Consider the following 17,641-nt stretch of genomic DNA (forward strand, 5'->3'; position numbering starts at 1 on the left):
ATTTTAGCCACGGCTCACGCCTCCGAACTGTGTGAAGGATTTCGGCTTCAAACTCAAGCCGGCGAAATAGCGCGCCCCCTTGCCGCCCTTGTACTTGGTGAACTGACGCGTGGTGAGAAGATCCGAGAAGCGCTTGACCGAGCCCACGAACTCACCGCTGCCTTCGGCCCAATCGCGCCAGTCGGCGAACAGATCGGCGACGAGCGCCTTCGACTGCGCATGCACAAAGCAGCGCTCTTCGATCCAATGTCCGAGCGCGTCCTCGCCTTCGAAATACTCCTCGGTGGCATCGACCACGCACTGCGGCGGGCGCAGACCGACCCCCTGCCATTGCAGGCAGCCATCAACGGCCCAGGTCATGATCCCGTCGCGCTCGGCCAGCAGTTTCTCGGTCAGACGCTTGTCTCGCCGCTCGGGCGGGATGGTGACGGTGAACGGCACCAGGTGTAGGCGGCGCTTCATTGCCTCGTCGGCATTGCGGATCGCTGGCTTGTGATTGCCGGCCACCACCAGCTTGAACTGCGGCGTGTACTCGAAAAAGTCCTGCCGCATGAATCGCGCACTGACGGTATCGCCGCCGGTAATCGACTTGAGCTTGGACTCGTTCCAGCGCCGGCCCTGCTCAGTCTCGCTGGCGGACACGAAGCGCGCACCACGCAGGCCGGCCAGTTCGGTCGGATGGCGGTCGTGACGCGATTCCATGAACGTGTCCATCGGCGCGTTCGTCCCGTAGTCGCCGAGAATCGTCGCCAGCACGTTCACGAACACAGACTTGCCGTTAGCCCCGGTGCCGTACAGGAAGAACAGCGCGTGCTCGCGGGTTACACCGGTCAGGCAGTAGCCGGCAACCCGTTGCAAGTACGAGGCCAATTCGACATCGCCGCCGGTCGCATCGTCCAGGAAGTTCCGCCAAGTCGGGCAGTCTCCCTGCGGACTCGCCGTGGTTAGCTTAGTCATATGCTCGCCCCGGGCATGTCGACGCAACGTTCCATCCCGCAGATCCACGATCCCTCGCGGCGTGTTTAGCGCCCACAAATCGCTGTCCCAATCCTCGGCCCGAGAGGCGTGACGGGGATCGCTACGGGCCAAGCGCTCAACGCCGCTCACGGTCGAAGCCGACGCCAGCTTTGAACGCTGCGAGGGCTTGTCGGAGAACGCTTGCGCTGCTCGGCAGACGCCGCGCACGAGATGCTGCAGGACCAACGCCCGATCCGGATTCCAACGCGTGCCGGTCCAGCTAAGCCACTGACCCCAGGCCGCGCAGTAGGACCAATCATCGGCATAGCGTCGGGTGAAGGCCAGGCCAAGGCCGTCGTCGCTGCTCCAATCCAGGCCGTCGAAGTCGATCGGCGGCGGTGCGTCGTCGTTGCCGGGCGAAAGGAAGGTGCGCTCGCCCGCGCGCAGGAACCCGTCGATGTCGAAGCCGTCCTGGGCAGCGTCGGCCGCGTCCCAAGCCAGCGGTTTGTCGTCGGGCGGGTGCAGCAACGCGCACGAGTCGGCGCCGGCCTTGAACGCCGCTTGCGCGGCCTGCATCGCATACTCCCAGCCCGGCTTGTCTTTGTCGGGCCAGATCAGTACGTGCTTGCCGCAGAGCGGCGACCAGTCGGTCTTCTCGATCGGTGCATTCGCGCCGTTCATAGAGGTCGTGGCGCAGGCGCCGCGCTCGATCAACGCATCGGCCGATTTCTCGCCTTCGACCAGGACGACCTCGGTCGCCGCGGCGACGCCGGGCTGGTTGTAGAGCGGCCGTGGCATCGGTGCCTGGTGCTTGCGACGCTTCGCGTCCCACGGCCGGTATTGCTTTCCCTCCGGTGGATCGTAGCGATATACGCACGCGATCAGTTCGCCGTCCGAACTCAGATAATCCCAACGCCCCGTATGCGGGCCAAGTTCGTCCAGCGCGGGCTCCGACCGGCGTCGATTGGGCGACGAGTCGGCCGCTGGCGCTGGAACATGGCCTGCCAGGTCGGCTGCGCGATCGAGCACCGCGGCGAAGTCCTGCCGCGCGTCGAGCCCGGCTTGCGCAGCGATCAAGTCGAAAATGTCGCCGCCCTCGCCGGTGGCGTGATCATTCCACAACCCGGCCTTGTCGCCCGTTAGCGCGATCTCAAGGCTGTCTCCGGTCGCGCCGTGGACATCACCGATAGTGAATCTGCCGCGCCGCGACTTGCCGTCGGGAAATAGCGCCGCTAGCAACGCCTCCAGCCGCAGCAGAAGCGCCGATCTCACCTCTGCTCGTCGGGTTTGACCGTTTGGTGCGGACGCCGGCTCAGCGTCGTTGAAATCGTTCCATGTACTCAATGGGGCAGGCTCCAGCAGCGGTCCTGCCAGGGACAGTACCGACAGGTTTGATGGGTGGGGGTTGTGCTGATTCGGGGCAGGAGCTCCGCGGTGTCGCAGGCGCGTAGGATGTTTACGGCTCGGTCGGATGCGCGTTGTGCCAGGCCGCGGTCAAAGTTGACCCGTTCGGCATAGATCGCCATGTCGTCGGCGCAGATCGCCGTGAAGAGCGCCGGATGCTCGTGGAGTCCGAGGTACGCCTGGTAGAGCGCTACCTGGGTCGCGTAGACCGGGCGGCTGGCGGCGAGCCGCTTCTTCCGAAGTTCCCGAAACGTCTGGGTGCCGACCGCCTTGTTTTCCCAAAGCATCGGATAGCAGAAGCCGCTGGGACCGGCGACGATCACGCCATCGGCGTGACCGCGCATCCGACCGTCGACAGCGGTGAAACCGAACTGCTCGCCGTGCTCGTTACGAGCACGCAAGTCGAAGCCGGCCAGGCGCAACCAGTCCGCCATCCAGTCTTCGACCCGGTGGCCGCGGGCAAACACGCGAAGTACACGGCCGGGAAAGTGCCGACCTGCATCTTTCGGGGTATTGAAGTACTGGAACTGCAGGCGACGGGTGCAGTCTTCGCCAAGACTGGATGCACCGAGGTAGGCACGCGGTGGCAGCAAATCCGCCTCGCGCTCCATGGCTTTATCGACCAGAGTTCCGACATGTTCGGACAGGTCATGCGTGTTGAAATCAAGCATAGGTTCGACGTCGAAAGTGCCAAATGCCAGAAAGAAGATGGCAATGCCAAAATTCAGAATGGAATCGTGTCGTTCTCAAATCCGTCGAGTGGCGGCGCCACCTTGTAGCCGATCGGATGGGACTGCGCTCGAATCGAAGCCTCGTAAGCCTGGGTGATCGACTCGATGACTTCGGTTGCTTGCGCCTGGTTGTAGTAGCCGAGTGGAGTGTCGAAACCGATTCGACCGGCGACGGAGGCAAGCGCTCTCAGGCACGCGCGCTGCGCTTCAGGGGACAATGGGTGTGTCACAGGCAATAGTTCCTCCATCGACGCCGGATCGCTCCGGCGTCGGGTGTCGTAGAGTTGGTGGAAGGCGTTCTGGCACGTCGTCGAACAGAACGCCCAACGGTACGGAGTACGCCGCGGATCACCGATCCGGCGGCGCACGTCCAGATGGCCGAAGCCGCGAGCGGGCTTTCCGCAGGCCCAGCACGGCGTCATCGGCCATGGCGGGAATGGTCGAACACCCGGTTGCGGTACTCGATCAGCGCCTCAGCGTGTCGATCGTGTTCGCGAGCCAGCGCTCGGTAGTTTTGGATCTGTGAATCCAGATCGGCGCTGGACAGCAGACGTAACTCCGTATAGATGCCGTCGCCGTTTGGATAGCGTTCTAGCAGCCGTGGGGTGTGTGACATCGATGCGCCGCCTTACTGAGCCCACGCTGGGCGAGCGGCAGCCGGCGCCGCTGCGGCTTGCGCAGCGTGCGCGACGTTCACCGGTAACGGCGCCGACAACGGGCTGCAGCCGTTGATCGATGCAGCTACCGATCCCATAGCTTCTTTATACTGGGGGTGATCGGGCATGACCGGGATCTTGATGACGGCCTTGTCTTCGCCGTAGCTGTCCTTCTCCCAGTCGACTTTTCCGACGAACACCAAGCCGTCGAGATCGGCGAAGCTCTCGATGCAACGTCCGGCTTGGGCGGCTGCGCTCATGTCGTCAGGGTGTAGGCCGTGCGCGGAATTGAGTGCGCCCTTGATGAAGCCGCGGCCCATCTGGCCCCAGGTTGGTCCTTTCGAGCTCTGCAGACCGATTAGCGACCACAGTTTGCGACGCGCATATTTGCCTTCGAGTACTACGAACTCGCCGTTGAGATAGACGGCGCCGGTGTCACCGCGAGTCGCCCAGCCGTGCAGCCAACCCTGGGTCGGGTCGTTGTAGCCACCGGGTTTGATGGTCATGCGGACCTTGACCAAGGTGCCTTTGGGGATGAGGGAGAACGACGGACTCTCGGCGTCGTTGAAGTTGTTCCAGACCGACATGAGGTTTCCTGCGAACTAATGGAGGGGAGGAGGATTGGGGGCTGCCGCCTCGGGCGCGCCAAGCTTGCGCATGAGCAAGCCCAGGTCCGGAGGCTCGACCAAGTCCAGGCGGCCGGATCGGTCCTTGGCGGGGAACCCCCAGGGATTAGCGGTGTGGCAGACGAATGCGCGATACGGTGGGCCATCCCCGGTGGTGACCTCGGCGAGCGTGATCACCTCATCGACGATGCCCGGCAGTTCCAGACCGGTCTTGGAGCCGTCGATCTGCAATTCGTAGAACTTGCGGTTGAACTCGTCGGTGCGCTGGTCGAGGATGCCGACGAACCAGATGTGCCTATCTCGGGTGTGCTGGATGTGGGTCAGCCAGGCCACCATCTCTTGACCCATCAGGCCGTAAGCCCCACGCGTGTCGGGCTTGTTGGCTCTGTCCGAGAACCCCTGGGGTTGGCCTTTGCACCACTGCAGACACAGCCGGCCGGCGACGGTAATGGAATCGAGGAAGATCGTCCGGTACTTCTCCAGCCCGGCGGGATCGCCATACCGCTGACGCGCGCGATCGTAGTGATCCTGGCTGAACGGCTGACCGTCGCGCAGTGCCGGGTTCGGACCGCCGAGCAGCACAGCGATGTCGCGGCATTCCTCCCAGGTGCGAGGGCGCAGGCTATCGCCGGGCCAGCTCTTTACGGCTAGGTCCCCGGCCTCGATATCTACGAACAGAGTCGTGCTCGGATTGAGCGTCCACAGTTGGAAGGTCTTGCCCAGGCCCCATCGGCCGACGAGGACACCTTTGACGCCGCGGACCTCGGTCAGGCGCTGATCCGCGGTGATGATCGGCAGGGTCATCAACGGCCTCCCGAGAGCTTGCACACCAGGTCGTTGCATGGATCGCCAGTCGGAGCGAGGGAAATGGACGGGGCGCGGGCGGGTGCAGGCATCGACTTTCGATCTCTAGCGCGAGGAGCGTGTGCGGCGGAAAGGCCGCGTGCGCTACAGAGCAGCCAAATGCAGGCTTCGTGGTCGCTCGCAACGCGGAGGGCCAAGATGCGGTCGCAACTTAAAATAGTGATTTCCGTCACGTTTCGTCCCCGGGCGAGGACAGACGGAAGATCGGCTTACCGGTCTTGAGCGTGCGGGCGGCGTCGAAGGACGTGCGCAGTGAGGCTGGCCAGGCGTTGTACCTGGTCTCGCTAATCCGGTAGGTGACCTCTACGAATTCAACGGGATCTTTGCCGGCGGCGCGGATGCGCTCGACGATGCGCGAGAGCTGCGCCTGGTCCCATTCGACTTTCTTCGGCAATTCGACGCTGACGCGGATGTCACTGTCGGTAAAGGTCACCGTGCCGGTGTCCTTGTCGGCGGCCAGCCGTTGCTGCGCCGCGATATGGCTGTACCTCAGGTCCAGCGCTCGGTCGATCCAATCGACGTTCGCCTTCGCGGTCGCGAGGGCCTCGGACGCTTCCTTCTTCAGGTCGAACAGCATCTCGGGCGAATAGTCCGCCAGTTCGGAGGCAAGCCGACCAAGGCATCGTTCCAAAAGCGTCATGCGGCTTCCCCGGCGGCCTGCGGGGCGGCACTCGGCGCGCGGCACTCAAAGTGCTCAACGTCGTCCAGCCGGTATCGGACGACCTGGCCGACTTTGAACGAGCGCGGGCCGATGCCTTCGCTGCGCCATCGCTTGATGGTGCGCGTGGTGACGCTCCAGCGATCAGCAAGTTCTTCGGTGGAAAGGTTGGGCTGGCTCACTGCAACAACTCCTCTCATGCGATGGCACCAATGTGCTTTCGCGGAGAAGCGTCGTACAAAGCCGGCTAGAACCGAAAGATGGAAACGACTAGATCGAAGACTAGATCCAACTAGAAACAACTAGAAGCCGAGAACAGAGAATGACGTTCGGATGCTTCAATCCAAACGAGGCATGAACCAAAACTGGATTGTGCGGTTTGGCACGGATCGGAATGCACTTGTGATATTGCGCAAATCATGAACGGCGCGATAGGCTTTGATTCAGTTCCAGCCACAACTCGAAGTGGTCTGCTTCAAAGGACCCACTATGAACAACGGATTCGTTCGCAACACCTGCTCTGTGCGCCTCTCCGGCGCGCTTCTCCCTCTCATGCACGGCGGCATTCCGGCCTGCAGTGAATCGCTGATAGCGACCGCCAACGCTCTATTCGTGCAAAAACTAGACGATTCAGTGGTATCGGCTTCGCCGATTTGATCGTTCACTAACGAAGAGAATTCCATCGGGCCGGCGACGGCCTGCACGGGGCCTTATGTCCGCGATTCGTCGCGGTAAGGAAGCTTTACTGTGCTCCAGAAATACCTCGACCGGTTCAACAATGAGCCGTATGGCCCGCTGTTGCCTGCGAATAACAGTCGATTCTTCAAAACCCTGGTTTCGATCGGTGCGTTGTTCCCGGCAAAGCGCGCCGTTCGCAGTCAGTGCAAGGTCTGCGCCGCTGAACTGCTTCGCCACGCCTGGACCTACGACGATCAAAGTCTCATCTGCCTCAAGTGCGGCGGAAAAGTTGAGCTTTGGCAGCCGCTTGCGGCAGCGCGAGTGCGCGAGGACTGGCTGCCTACTCAGCTGTCGGCGCAACTCGCCGACGCAGAGCCGGTATGCCTGGTGCCGAATCGTCTATGGCGCTTGGCGGCAGTTTCCATGGGGCAGAAGAACGTCTCCGTGTACCTGTTCCGCTACATCTGGACCGATGAAGTGGACCAGACCATCGCGGCGCTCGATGCAGACGCTGCCGAGCGACAGGTGCTGCTCACGACGAAACGGATCGTGCCGGCGGAGCTGAGCGGAAAAGGGCGAATGGCTATCCCACTGGTCAAGGTCGCGAGGATTGAGCGCGAGGGACTGGTGACCAGCGTTGAGCAGCTGGAAAGCGCAATCGCTTCGCTTGACCCGAGCCCGGAGAAGCCAATCCATGCTGGTAGATGGTTCGAGCTCAGCGACGATGGATCTGTCTTGCGCGTGCAGGGAGAAGAACTGTCACTTCAAAGGAAGCAGCGGGCGTTCGTGCTTGCCATTGCAGAAGCGCATGACGCCGGCCAGCCTCGGCCCAGACAAAGCTGGGTGCTGCGCCGGGCAGGCTACAGCAACAAGAACACCAGTCTTTCGCAGATTTGTAGTCGCAAGGAGTTCCCGAGATTCATCGACTGGAAAAACGGCGAAGTCGCTATACGCAGGCAGCTGCTGCCATCGGAATGACCGAAAGGAAAGGGCATCCAATGACAAACAACTATAGAAGCGACCCATCAAACGACTCGGAGGAACGGGTGAAGCAGATCGGTGATCTGGTCGTCACTGCATTGCGGCGTGTGCAATCGAAGGATCAGCGCGCGCGTGGTTTCTCCGGACCGGTTGGGCTTGATAAGACGGGCGAAACGAGGGTGTATGACGACCCCTTGGAGAGCCGTGGAGGCCGACTGTGATCGAGAAAAGTGTCGCGCAGAAAACCCTTGCCGCTCAGGTGGCGGCGCTGCCGCACCTGACGTGGAAGGAAATCAAAGTGAAGTGGGTGGAGTACTTCGGTGAACCGCCTGGCGTAAACAATCGCCGGTACGCGGTACGTCGCTTGGCTCATCGCCTGCAAGAAGAAGCATATCGATCGGATGCTAACCCTCTCATTGAGAGAAATACCAAACGCATTAATCGTCTGGTCGAAACCGGCAAGGTGACTCGCCGTGCATCAGCGCAAGCGCCGACACCGGGCGTCGTCCTAACACGGGAGCACGACGGTCGACTTCATCGGGTGACGGTACTGCAGGACGGTGGGTTCGACTACGACGGAAGGCGCTACGACAGCCTGTCGAAGATCGCTAGGGAAATCACAGGGACGCGCTGGTCGGGTCCCGCATTCTTCGGGCTGCGACCGCAGTCCAGTAGGAAGGGAGAAAGGCATGAGCCGTGAGGAGAAAATTGGCAACGTCGTGATCTATGCGCGCTCGGACGTGCCAGATCCCGCCGCCATCTTGCAGCAGTACGCGCAGGCCCAGCGTGCAGCGGAGGAAGTGTTCGGCGAATCGGCGACGGTCACCTACTGCGACGACGGCATGGCGGGATCAACGGTCAGGCGCCCGGGTTTGCAATCAATGCTTCGGCACATGGACGCAGGCTTCGTCAGAGCCATTGTTGTCGCATCCGATGACCGGCTGACACGATCGTACATGGACGACCTGCGGCTTAGGGTTCGATTTGAGATCGCCGGTGTACCGCTGATCGTGGCGAAGGGGCAGGCAGCTGAGGCGCTAGCAGCAGATAGAGGCCTCGCCGACGAGAGAGTTAGGCACCAGGAACCCCAGAACGGACTTCCCGCACCCTGGCTGGCGCGAGCGCTGTCGGTCCTGCGTATCAAAAGAGACTGAGGAGTTCATATGTTGAACCTTACCAATCCCGTGCGCGTTGCCATCTACTGCTATTCCGAAGGCGTCGATTCAGATTTCATCGCCTATCAGCGCTACGTCGTGCAGCAGGACCTTGCCGGAAGACTCGACCGTACGCCGGTCGTCTCCCACTATGCGGACGACGGCGTCTGCAGTCGAACCGAAGTCAGGCCGAACTTTCAGCGACTTCTTATAGAGGTTGCGGCCGGCGCAGTCGATTGTGTGGCCGTCACCGAAATGGATCGACTGTCGAATGATCTTGATGGCGCGTCGCACCTAGCTCGATTCTTCCAGCGGCATGGTGTCCTCGTGGTCGAGTGCCTCCCCTCAAAGGGTATCCCGGTTAGGGCGGCCGCATGAACGTCCAAGCACCCGGGCTAAATGCTCAGCCACCTGTCACCCGCTGTGCCATCTATGCGCGAAAATCCACAAGGAAGGGCCTTGAGCGGGAGTACAACACCATCGAGGCTCAGCGCGATGCCGCGCTGGCGTACATAGCCAGCCAGCGTGGGCGAGGTTGGGTGCCCATCGCAACCGTCTATGACGACCCGGGCTGGTCGGCCGCTACCATGATCCGTCCGGGTTTGCAGAGACTGATGGCGGATGTCCGGGCAGGTCTGGTTGACGTCATCGTGGCCTATAAGATTGATCGCATTTCCCGCTCCATACGCGACTTCCAAGAGCTCTTAAAGGTGCTTGAAGAGAAGGAAGTCGCGTTCGTGTCGGTAACCCAGAGCTTCAATACCGCCGATACCGTGGGCCGCCTGACGGTGAACATCTTGATGTCGTTTGCCGAGTACGACCGCGACCTCGATGTCGAGAGGGCCATCGATAAGATGATCGCAAGTAAGGCGAAAGGGCTCTGGATGCACGGTATCCCCCCGCTGGGGTACTTCATCAAGGATCGGAGACTTGCGATCGACCATCTTGAAGCAGCGCAAGTTCGCTTCATCTTCCAGCGACTGATCGAAACGGAATCTATTCAGGCGGTGGTCCGTGACGCAACCGGCATGGGTTACAAAAGCAAGGCGTGGACCACCCGTGCCGGCCGCGTCCGAACGCCCCAGCCGCACGACAAGAGCACGATTCATAAGATCCTGCACAACCGAACGTACTTGGGAGAGCTGAAGCATCGGGACCAGTACTTTACCGATTGCCATCCTCCAATCATTGATCGTGCCGTCTGGGAGAAGGTCCAGGCCATTCTGGCGAGCAACGCAGCGGCAAGAGGGAACGCGAGCCGGGCCAAGGTGCCGTTCCTGCTAAAGGGATTAATCATTGGACCGGACCGGCGAGCCATGACGCCCTACCACACGGTTAAGAGCAATGGTCGGATGTACCGGTACTACATCAGCACCGCGCAAATTCATGAGGGCGCGGCGGCGGCGAAGTTCCCCCGGCTTCCAGCCGCCGAACTGGAGGGAATTGTGGTGGGCTATGTACGACAGATGCTGAACACGCCGGAGATGCTCTCGGCGATTGTCGCGCAGGCGGCAACCTCAGGCGCTGGGCTGGACGAGGCTATGATCGTGGTTGGGATACGGCAGTTTGATCAGGTTTGGGATGCACTGTTTCCGGCCGAGCAGCAGCGACTCCTTCGGCTGCTGATCGAGCAGGTCGTGGTGAATCTTGATGCCATGGAGATCAGGTTTCACCCAAACGGTGTGCTGTCTCTGGCGGACGAGTTGGGTCGTGAAGGGATTGCAGCATGAGGCCCGTAGTCGATACGGCCGGCGCACCGCGCGTCGTACGAACAAGCGACGGCGCGCTGACCGTGATCGTGCCGCTCGCTATTAGTCGCCGCGCCGGCCGGCGGCGCTACGGTCAGGCTAAGGACTGCGACGCTGCAACGAGCGGGTCCCAATTGACCTCGCTGCAACGCGCGCTCGCCAAGGGATACCGCTGGCGGGGAATGCTGGAGCGCGGCGAGATAGCCTCGATGAAAGAGCTGGCCGAAAGCGAATCCACCGACAACAGCTACGTTGGTCGAATCATCAACCTGACCTTGCTAGCCCCAGAGATCATTGCCGGGATCTTGGATGACACCATTCCGGATGTGCAGATCGATCGTCTTGGCATTAGCCCGCCGTTGCTATGGTCCGAGCAGCGACGGTTGGTTGGCATTGATGTGTCTTCTTAGCTCTTCCACGCAAAACCGCAAGAATTGGTCGCCGGTAGTGCGATCGTCTACTCTGAGTCCTCAACCATAAGGAAGATCGCATGCCAAACATCGCTTCGATATTGAAGGAAGAGATCATTCGCTTGACCCGAAAGGAGTTCCGACAGCAGGTCGAGCCGCTGAAGAAGCAGATACTGGCGCAGCGTAAGCAGCTGACCTCGTTGAAGCAGGAGCTTGAAACACTCCGGCGTGCTGTCAAGGCGGGTTCTAAGGGGGCTCGCCAGGCCGATCCGGCCAAGAAGGACCCGACTGCTCCGGCAGCTGCGATTCGATACTCGGCCGCCGGCCTTCGGAAGCTGCGCGAACGACTTGGCCTCAGTCGTGACGCCTTCGCCCCATTGCTGGGGGCTAGCTCGCAGGCGATCTATAACTGGGAGCAGACGGATACTCGGCCACGGCAAGAATTCTTGGAGAAGATCGCTTCCTTGCGAGGCCTGAGTAAGAAGCAGGTTGACGCACTTCTCGAACAAGAGGCGTCGAAGAAGGCGGCACGCAAGCCAGTGGCAACTAAGAAGAGTGCGCGCAAGCCCGGGACCGCGAAGAAGTCGGGCGCCAGCCCCGACGCTTAGTCGCTCGGGCTGGCTCGACCAGCCGAAGCGAGTCTCGTTATGCGAGTCGGGCCCGAACTGGCTTTCGCTATGTGGACGCCAGTTCGCCCTTGAAGAGCCTGCCTCCCGGCTTCCGCTGGCAGGCGCTATTTTCTGGCTCAATCCCTACCGCAGGATCTGGTCGCGCGTTGTCGATGATCCAGGCTCCGTGAGCCGAGCATAGCGACCTTAGCTTAGCGGAATGGGGGGCGGCTCTGACCCTCCCTTTCTCTTAACTTGACCCGCCGCCGTATGCCGCTTGAATCCCGAATGATGCGGGCTTCAAGATTATGTAGCTGACTGGCGTGCCTCATGCTCGGATGCGGCCTTCAGGACTGACTTCAGGAAGCAGCCGCCGCTGAAGAAGGTTGCCGCAAAGAATGCTGCGAGGCCGAAGAACCGGCCCCAACCCGGATCCTGGGTCGCTTCAAGGTAGACGCCACCTGCGAGAGCGACCGCCGTCAAATTCGCACCGAAGAAGTACATCGTACGCGGGAGTTCATCGATTACCGCGTCCGCGATGCGATAAATCATCCCGCCGCGCTTGTAGCGGAGGAGCAACCCAATGGGCGAATAGACGATGAAAAGGGCAAGGATGGTGTACCCAAGATCAGATACCGTATTCCCCTGAAGTTTCGACATCAGCACGCGATTCACCGATTCCTCGGTGCTAAGTTGGTTCGTGGAAAGCCAGATTAGGAGGTAAAGGCTAGCAACAGAAGCTAGGAATATTCCGCCTTCCGTACCTATGAACTGCAATGTTGACACATCTTTCTTTGACTTCAGTTCACTCTTTTCCATGGCGTTCCTCAGTGTTCTGTCGCGTCCTACGTAAGGAGTGTTACCAATCACCCCTTCCGGCCCGTTTGGCTAAGATTTCGTTGTTCGTCTTGTGTGGTTCTGCAGCGTTCCCTGCTCCGCTCTCTGTGCCGGCCGACGGCATCGCCCTCGTCGACCATCCCTGAAGGCCTGAGTATCGCTGAACTGCGAGAGATCAGCGTCAGACTTTTCCGACACTGGCGTCGGATAAGTCCGCAGCTTGTTAGGAACATGGCTGCCCGTGCCGGTTCCATGCCGGTGCCAGAGGGGCTCGTTTAAGAGCAGCCACTGCTGAATCAATCACAAAGCACACTAAATAGATTGCGTGAGAAGCTGGCTCTGCTAATTGTTTCGCGCGCTGCCCGCGTGCCAGTATCGATTGCCTGATGTGATCCGCGCCTGACCTGATCGACCGCGGCAGGTTCCTGATTGCACCCGGGCCCTCATCGACCAAAGGAGTAATCCATGGCAGCACGTTACGTACTCAGCCGTTCCGGCTCGCAGTTTCGTTTTGTCCTGAAGGCAGGCAACCACGAGACCATTCTCACTAGCGAGCTCTATAACGCGAAGAGTAGCGCGGAGGATGGCATAGAGTCGGTAAAGAAGAACTCTGCGCTTGATGAACGCTACGAGCGAAAGGACTCAAGCAATGGAAAGCCGATGTTCAATCTCAAGGCATCGAATGGCCAGGTCATCGGAACGAGCGAGCTGTATTCGAGCGAGTCGGCTCGGGATGGTGGCATTGCGTCGGTGAAGGCGAACGGGCCGACGGCAGAAGTCGACGATCAGACCTAAATTGAAGTCCCTGGATCGAGGGGGCGCCCCTCGATCTTTTTTTACGCCAGATATTGGTCGTGAAGCGGCTTCGACATGAATGATTGCTAGGCCCTACTGGTCGGCGTGAATTCGGCTGCTAGCCTGCTCAGCGACCGAGCGGTACGCCGGAAAGATACTTGTAAGACGCGATGCAGTATCGGCGATAAATAGTGGCCTCAATAGCCGATGCAAGCTCCCGGAGCTACTCGTAGTCAGCCCATAGATGGCGGCCAACTTACCTAGCGGTCAGTTAGGAGCCGGCTGGTGCCATGCCGGCTCTTCACCCAATTCGACGCCATCTACAAACAGTCTTGGATCTTCCAGCAGTTGCTCTGGCATCGCGGACGCGTAATCGGCCGTTTCGTCTATAGTCCAGGAGGTCGTCTCAGCCGTGTGCGTCAACAGATAATGGGAGTGGAGACTCACGACTCGTGACTTGAACTGGAAAGTCCTGATCTGCTCCCGATTGCGATCACGGCGGAGATCGGAAGCTGCAGCGTCTCGCTCCGCATCTAGCACGATGTGCGCCACACCGAGATGACAGCCCCCAAGCTGAGCGTCTATCTCGGCGAGTTTGGAGCGAACATGGCGCGCGCGAGTCGATACCGAGCCGGGGTTCTCGGTATCCCAACTAAGTAGCGCTACGGACGTAAAATTATCTAGATAGCGTGGATCTTCCTCGAGACTTGTTCCTTCGACACCCATCAACACTCGTTGCGAGGGCACGATCTTATGAGTAAAGAGCCGGAATAGTTTAGGCCCGACAAGAAGGCATGTATCTTGAGTGTCGGCACGCAGTCCGTCCATGTCGCCTTGCGTGACGGTGCCTCTTCCAAAATCGTCAGACCATTCATGTTGGATAGGCGATCGACTTAGAGCGAACTCGGCATGGCAGCGAAGGTAGTCTTCCGGAATGGAATCGAGTGGGGCCGCGAAGGTAACATCTAGGTGGACACCAGCGAGCTTCGTTGCGACGAGTTCGCATGCCTTGGCGAACATCGCTCTCACCTTAATGCCTTCATTTCGCTCAAAAAGACTAGGACGCAGCCTTTTGCACTCGATCTGTATATTCGTGCCACCAAGTGCCACTTCCATGTCTGGGCTCCTCTTATCCGACTCTGGAACAAACCTAACGTCGTACCCCTCGTTCAAATAGCGGGCGGCAACGGCTAGTTCAAGCAGAGTGCCTTCAGGATGATCATTTTTCTTCTCGAGCAATTTGTTTACTCGATCAACGGTGCCTTCGACAAGGTGCAATGTGGGTAGGGCACTGCCGATCAGCTTGAGAAAGGGAATGTAGCGGGAGCCAAGCCTCGCATCGAAAAAACGTCGGTCATCGACTAGTGCGTAAGCCTGTAGAATGATTCCGGACGCGGGGTCAGCGGGAGGGAGGAGGTCCACGGGGTCGGGCCAGAGTATCGAGCCAGCCGGTGGCGAACTTGTACGAGTGAAGTGTTCCTTGGCGTCTTGGAGGCGTTCAAGAAGTTCGTGGCCCGCAATTCCGTGGAGCCAGGCAAGCGTCCGCTCAACTTCGAGGTCACGCTCTATACCAATGGTCATCGACGGGTGCCTCTACTGGTCGCCAGGATCATAGAGCGCCGATGGCCTGACGCAATACGAGTCGTCGCAAGTTTCGTAGATGAAGTTGGCGTGCCACCCGGGGCTATTGTGATATTCATCTTCAATAATTTGGTTCGCATAGCTCCACAAACCTACGATCTCGTCCGCGCTCTTGGTCACGTCAAACAGGGGGTGTCAGAATTGGGCCTCGTATTCTGCTTTCGTAAGCTCGTAAGAGTCGATCATGGAGCCTTGCACCCAATTGGTCCGAGCCGCGAAGCGGCTTAGACTGTGGTGTTGGATATCAGGTGTCTACGAGGCCCTGCGCGATTCAGCCCGGGTCGACCGCGGGATGCATTGAGCCTGGATAGCTCGGAGTCGCCGATCCTCGTTGTCAACCTAAGTCCAGCATGTGCTCAGGCAACCTTCCGCAACGGCTGCTGCAATTCGGCCACGTCAAGCGTGAAATCCAGGGGGATCTGAATCGGTTCGACCGGAACGCGCTTGTCGTTGTAGACATCCACGTCAGTCTTTAACTGTACACAATCCCCAACGATCTGCTGGCGACGTTGAGCGAATGAGCGCACGAAGTGGCTGTGCGGTGCGTTGGGGTCGTCCAGATCAGCCCATAGCGAAAGGGTCTTGGTTCCCTGTTTGTGGGTCGCAGCATGGTTTGCCCGATACCGGCGACCATGTACGTCAGTCCGATATTCCTCTCGGAATACCTGAGCGATGTCGGCAGCGATGGCGTCGATCACGGTCTTGGCGTTGGGCTTGTGCAAGCCATTACGCCAAGCCCAGGATGCTACTTCATGCAAGTCCATGGGGCCTTCAATGCCATTCTCGGCCTTGTAGCGCTCAATGTACTCTTTCACTTGGTTGGAATAGGCAGACATTGGGGGAATATCTCTCTTAGTCGGTGTGAACCACGCCCCATCCATCGGTACGGGCGGAGCTGGTGACGAACGAACGTACTTTCACCTGGTGCTTGCGGAACAAGTCATAGCGACGCAGGCGTCGCTGCAATTGACCAACCACTAGGCCCGGGTGGATCCTCAGGCGCTGGGCGAACAACAACACACGTTCTTCCTTGAAGAAGGGAGAAACTCGGGAGACGAACCCCATCAGCTCAGCTTGGTCCACGCAAAACTCGGTGCCAGCCGCATTGGCAATCCTTTCCTCTTCGTTGATCTGGTCGACTGATTCGGACTCGATTTCTTGATCTAGGATGTAGCCCTGATCACGCCCATGGCGTAGCAGTACATGCTCCAATTCGTGACGCAACACAAACCAGAAGTTATCGATCCGATCCAGACGCAGGGTCATGGCTACTACTGGCTTATCGTCGGCCAGCCAGAAGCAGGCGCCATCAATTTTGGTGCCCGCGATTGGCTCTACAATTACGAAACGCACGCCGCATTCGTCCAAGATCCGGGGGACGTGCCGGGTTTCCTCGGGGGCGGTTCTGAGCGCTGACAGGCGCGGCAATGCTTGGCGCAACTTCGGCTCGCTGTAAGGGCCCGTAATCAGCTCGCTGGCCGCTTGCCAAGCTCGGTGCAGCCACGCTAGTTGCAAACTGGACGCTGCGGCGTCGGCATCGGTCTTCTTAGCCGCATGGAAAAAGATCATCGGATCGTTCAACTGCTTGAGGCCAAAAAACTCAAGAAACTGCTGTTCGAGTACATCGATGTTCTTGGACGCAGTAATCCAGCCGCGTTTAATCATTTCGCGGACTGGGAATCGATTGTATAGCTCTGCTCGGCGCGCGATCAGGTCATCGGCGCTGCGGACCTTGGAGAGCTGGTACTGGCTCTCCAAATTCATCCACACCTCCGGGCCTGTACCTAGCGAATCACCCAGCTGGACTGCAGTCTCCGGGGTGATGCTCTTCTTTCCGGCAATGATCTCGTTGATCAGGCGCACCGGGCGACCGATGATTTCGGCCAGTTCAGTCTGCGTCCAATTACGCGCCTCCAGTTCCTCGCGGAGGAACTCGCCCGGTGGAAAGATTTCGGCGAACGTGTTCATGGCGTGTCCTTGGGTCAGTGGTAATCGGCGATTGAGACAATGACGACCAGTTTCCCTTTGTCATCCTCTTCTAAGCGCAGCAGCAGGCGCCATTGGTCGTTCAAGCGCATAGAGCGTTGGCCAACTAGGTCGCCTTTGAGTTTTTCGTAATGCAGTGACTTCATGGCATAGAACGCACGCTCGTCGGGCGATGCTCGTATGAATTGCATGCGCCTGCGGAAGATCTTCACCAACGCGGCATCAAGGCCTGCTGTGTACTTCGGATCCGTCTCCAGTCGCTCCAACGATGGGTCTTCAAACTGGACTTCCATGCGGCTCTACAGCCTCTGTATGTGTCTTTTACACTTAGTGTAATAGAGGTTGTTTTGGCCCGCAAGTGACCAGCGATGGATGTGGTGAAAAGCTCGACCGGGGCGGCCGGACATTGGACCGCGATCCCGCGGCCGGACCCGCGTAGATCGATTCCAGGGCACGCTCAGCCGCTGCCTCGGGGCTTTCACTGGGAAGCACAGCGTGGGATTTGGCGACGTTGGGTGATCGGACTCGCCGGAATTAGATTAATAAAATCAATAGCTTAATGCATCATGTGTCCCATATTGGGACAGCCAGTAGACAATCCAGCACTAGATGAACGTAGTCAGGATGCGAAGCTAGATTGCATCTTTTCAAGTTGCGCTGGGCGCAACCGGGCGCTAATATTTGCTCCACGTAAAACACGGTGCAAGCTGAGGAGGGTCTCGAAATGACCATCGCCGTTCTCCGCCGCACTGGCGGCTCCATCACCCTCTCGATCCCGAAGGCTATCGCTCAAACGATGGGCGTCGACGCATCTTCAAGTGTCAGCCTGTCGGTGACTGGCCGCACTTTGTCAGTGACTCCGGCGTATTCGATCGAAACGCTGTTAGCGGGCTTGTCCGTCGAGAAC

22 protein-coding genes are annotated in these 17,641 nt (G+C 59.5%); 9 read left to right on the plus strand and 13 right to left on the minus strand.

Translation table 11 applies throughout. The annotated features are described in order from the left end of the window. Positions 1 to 3 precede the first annotated feature (3 nt). The 8 genes from GLA29479_RS16600 to GLA29479_RS16630 form a co-directional block, all read right to left on the minus strand. Entirely contained in the window at positions 4 to 2,301 is a 2,298-nt protein-coding gene (locus GLA29479_RS16600) for a phage/plasmid primase, P4 family (protein WP_057972256.1), read from the minus strand. Beyond that, complete coding sequence (locus tag GLA29479_RS16605) at positions 2,298 to 3,032, minus strand: PD-(D/E)XK nuclease family protein (protein ID WP_057972257.1); 735 nt, start codon at positions 3,030 to 3,032, stop codon at positions 2,298 to 2,300. Before GLA29479_RS16605 ends, GLA29479_RS16600 begins: the two co-directional genes overlap by 4 nt. Before the next feature lie 53 nt (positions 3,033 to 3,085). Further along, the gene (locus GLA29479_RS24720) at positions 3,086 to 3,340 is read right to left on the minus strand and encodes a DUF6511 domain-containing protein (RefSeq protein ID WP_144436572.1); all 255 of its coding nucleotides are present in this window, start codon (positions 3,338 to 3,340) and stop codon (positions 3,086 to 3,088) included. Positions 3,341 to 3,510: 170 nt separating this feature from the next. After that, entirely contained in the window at positions 3,511 to 3,708 is a 198-nt protein-coding gene (locus GLA29479_RS24725; RefSeq protein WP_144436573.1) for a hypothetical protein, read from the minus strand. Between the two features lie 12 nt (positions 3,709 to 3,720). After that, positions 3,721 to 4,335 carry a hypothetical protein gene (locus GLA29479_RS16615; RefSeq protein ID WP_057972259.1) on the minus strand — a complete coding sequence of 205 codons (615 nt, stop codon included), beginning with the start codon at positions 4,333 to 4,335 and terminating at the stop codon, positions 3,721 to 3,723. A 15-nt stretch (positions 4,336 to 4,350) separates the two neighbouring features. Next, positions 4,351 to 5,178 (minus strand): ATP-binding protein, encoded by an 828-nt coding sequence (locus GLA29479_RS16620; protein ID WP_057973235.1) that lies wholly within the window; start codon positions 5,176 to 5,178, stop codon positions 4,351 to 4,353. A gap of 229 nt (positions 5,179 to 5,407) precedes the next feature. Further along, positions 5,408 to 5,878, minus strand: a complete 471-nt coding sequence (locus GLA29479_RS16625) for a hypothetical protein (protein WP_057972260.1) — start codon at positions 5,876 to 5,878, stop codon at positions 5,408 to 5,410. Beyond that, positions 5,875 to 6,078 carry a helix-turn-helix transcriptional regulator gene (locus tag GLA29479_RS16630; protein ID WP_057972261.1) on the minus strand — a complete coding sequence of 68 codons (204 nt, stop codon included), beginning with the start codon at positions 6,076 to 6,078 and terminating at the stop codon, positions 5,875 to 5,877. The genes GLA29479_RS16625 and GLA29479_RS16630 overlap by 4 nt, the downstream gene beginning before the upstream one ends. A 307-nt stretch (positions 6,079 to 6,385) precedes the next feature. Between GLA29479_RS16630 and GLA29479_RS25405 the strand changes: the two genes are divergently transcribed. The 8 genes from GLA29479_RS25405 (at position 6,386) to GLA29479_RS16660 (ending at position 11,475) form a co-directional block, all read left to right on the plus strand. Next, positions 6,386 to 6,553, plus strand: a complete 168-nt coding sequence (locus tag GLA29479_RS25405; protein WP_169795685.1) for a hypothetical protein — start codon at positions 6,386 to 6,388, stop codon at positions 6,551 to 6,553. A gap of 90 nt (positions 6,554 to 6,643) precedes the next feature. Next, positions 6,644 to 7,552, plus strand: a complete 909-nt coding sequence (locus GLA29479_RS16635) for a hypothetical protein (RefSeq protein WP_057972262.1) — start codon at positions 6,644 to 6,646, stop codon at positions 7,550 to 7,552. Between the two features lie 220 nt (positions 7,553 to 7,772). Beyond that, the gene (locus GLA29479_RS23850) at positions 7,773 to 8,255 is read left to right on the plus strand and encodes a DUF2924 domain-containing protein (protein ID WP_082638758.1); all 483 of its coding nucleotides are present in this window, start codon (positions 7,773 to 7,775) and stop codon (positions 8,253 to 8,255) included. Then, complete coding sequence (locus tag GLA29479_RS16640; protein WP_057972263.1) at positions 8,245 to 8,709, plus strand: recombinase family protein; 465 nt, start codon at positions 8,245 to 8,247, stop codon at positions 8,707 to 8,709. Before GLA29479_RS23850 ends, GLA29479_RS16640 begins: the two co-directional genes overlap by 11 nt. 9 nt (positions 8,710 to 8,718) lie before the next feature. Further along, positions 8,719 to 9,087, plus strand: coding sequence for a recombinase family protein (locus tag GLA29479_RS16645; RefSeq protein WP_057972264.1), 369 nt, complete (start codon positions 8,719 to 8,721; stop codon positions 9,085 to 9,087). Next, complete coding sequence (locus GLA29479_RS16650) at positions 9,084 to 10,439, plus strand: recombinase family protein (protein WP_057972265.1); 1,356 nt, start codon at positions 9,084 to 9,086, stop codon at positions 10,437 to 10,439. The genes GLA29479_RS16645 and GLA29479_RS16650 overlap by 4 nt, the downstream gene beginning before the upstream one ends. Continuing rightward, positions 10,436 to 10,867, plus strand: coding sequence for a hypothetical protein (locus GLA29479_RS16655; protein ID WP_057972266.1), 432 nt, complete (start codon positions 10,436 to 10,438; stop codon positions 10,865 to 10,867). The genes GLA29479_RS16650 and GLA29479_RS16655 overlap by 4 nt, the downstream gene beginning before the upstream one ends. Before the next feature lie 80 nt (positions 10,868 to 10,947). After that, entirely contained in the window at positions 10,948 to 11,475 is a 528-nt protein-coding gene (locus GLA29479_RS16660) for a helix-turn-helix domain-containing protein (RefSeq protein ID WP_057972267.1), read from the plus strand. Between the two features lie 306 nt (positions 11,476 to 11,781). On the opposite strand, the gene GLA29479_RS16665 is transcribed toward GLA29479_RS16660, so the two are convergent. Further along, positions 11,782 to 12,294: a hypothetical protein gene (locus GLA29479_RS16665; protein WP_144436574.1), complete on the minus strand. Its 513-nt coding sequence runs from the start codon at positions 12,292 to 12,294 to the stop codon at positions 11,782 to 11,784. Between the two features lie 483 nt (positions 12,295 to 12,777). Here GLA29479_RS16665 and GLA29479_RS16670 point away from each other — a divergent pair, with 483 nt between their 5' ends. Then, positions 12,778 to 13,107: a YegP family protein gene (locus GLA29479_RS16670; protein ID WP_057972269.1), complete on the plus strand. Its 330-nt coding sequence runs from the start codon at positions 12,778 to 12,780 to the stop codon at positions 13,105 to 13,107. A 267-nt stretch (positions 13,108 to 13,374) separates the two neighbouring features. Here the strand turns inward: GLA29479_RS16670 and GLA29479_RS24730 are convergent, their stop codons facing one another. The 4 genes from GLA29479_RS24730 to GLA29479_RS16685 form a co-directional block, all read right to left on the minus strand. Next, on the minus strand, positions 13,375 to 14,688 hold the full coding sequence (locus GLA29479_RS24730) for a hypothetical protein (RefSeq protein WP_144436575.1): 1,314 nt from the start codon (positions 14,686 to 14,688) through the stop codon (positions 13,375 to 13,377). 416 nt (positions 14,689 to 15,104) lie between these two features. Continuing rightward, a complete protein-coding gene (locus tag GLA29479_RS16675; protein WP_057972270.1) occupies positions 15,105 to 15,584 on the minus strand; it encodes a hypothetical protein in 480 nt (159 codons plus the stop codon). Between the two features lie 16 nt (positions 15,585 to 15,600). Beyond that, complete coding sequence (locus tag GLA29479_RS16680; protein ID WP_057972271.1) at positions 15,601 to 16,716, minus strand: HigA family addiction module antitoxin; 1,116 nt, start codon at positions 16,714 to 16,716, stop codon at positions 15,601 to 15,603. A gap of 14 nt (positions 16,717 to 16,730) precedes the next feature. Further along, a complete protein-coding gene (locus GLA29479_RS16685; protein ID WP_057972272.1) occupies positions 16,731 to 17,027 on the minus strand; it encodes a type II toxin-antitoxin system RelE/ParE family toxin in 297 nt (98 codons plus the stop codon). Between the last annotated feature and the right edge of the window lie 614 nt (positions 17,028 to 17,641).

Origin of the sequence: Lysobacter antibioticus (genome assembly GCF_001442535.1) — a bacterium.
Taxonomy (GTDB): domain Bacteria; phylum Pseudomonadota; class Gammaproteobacteria; order Xanthomonadales; family Xanthomonadaceae; genus Lysobacter; species Lysobacter antibioticus.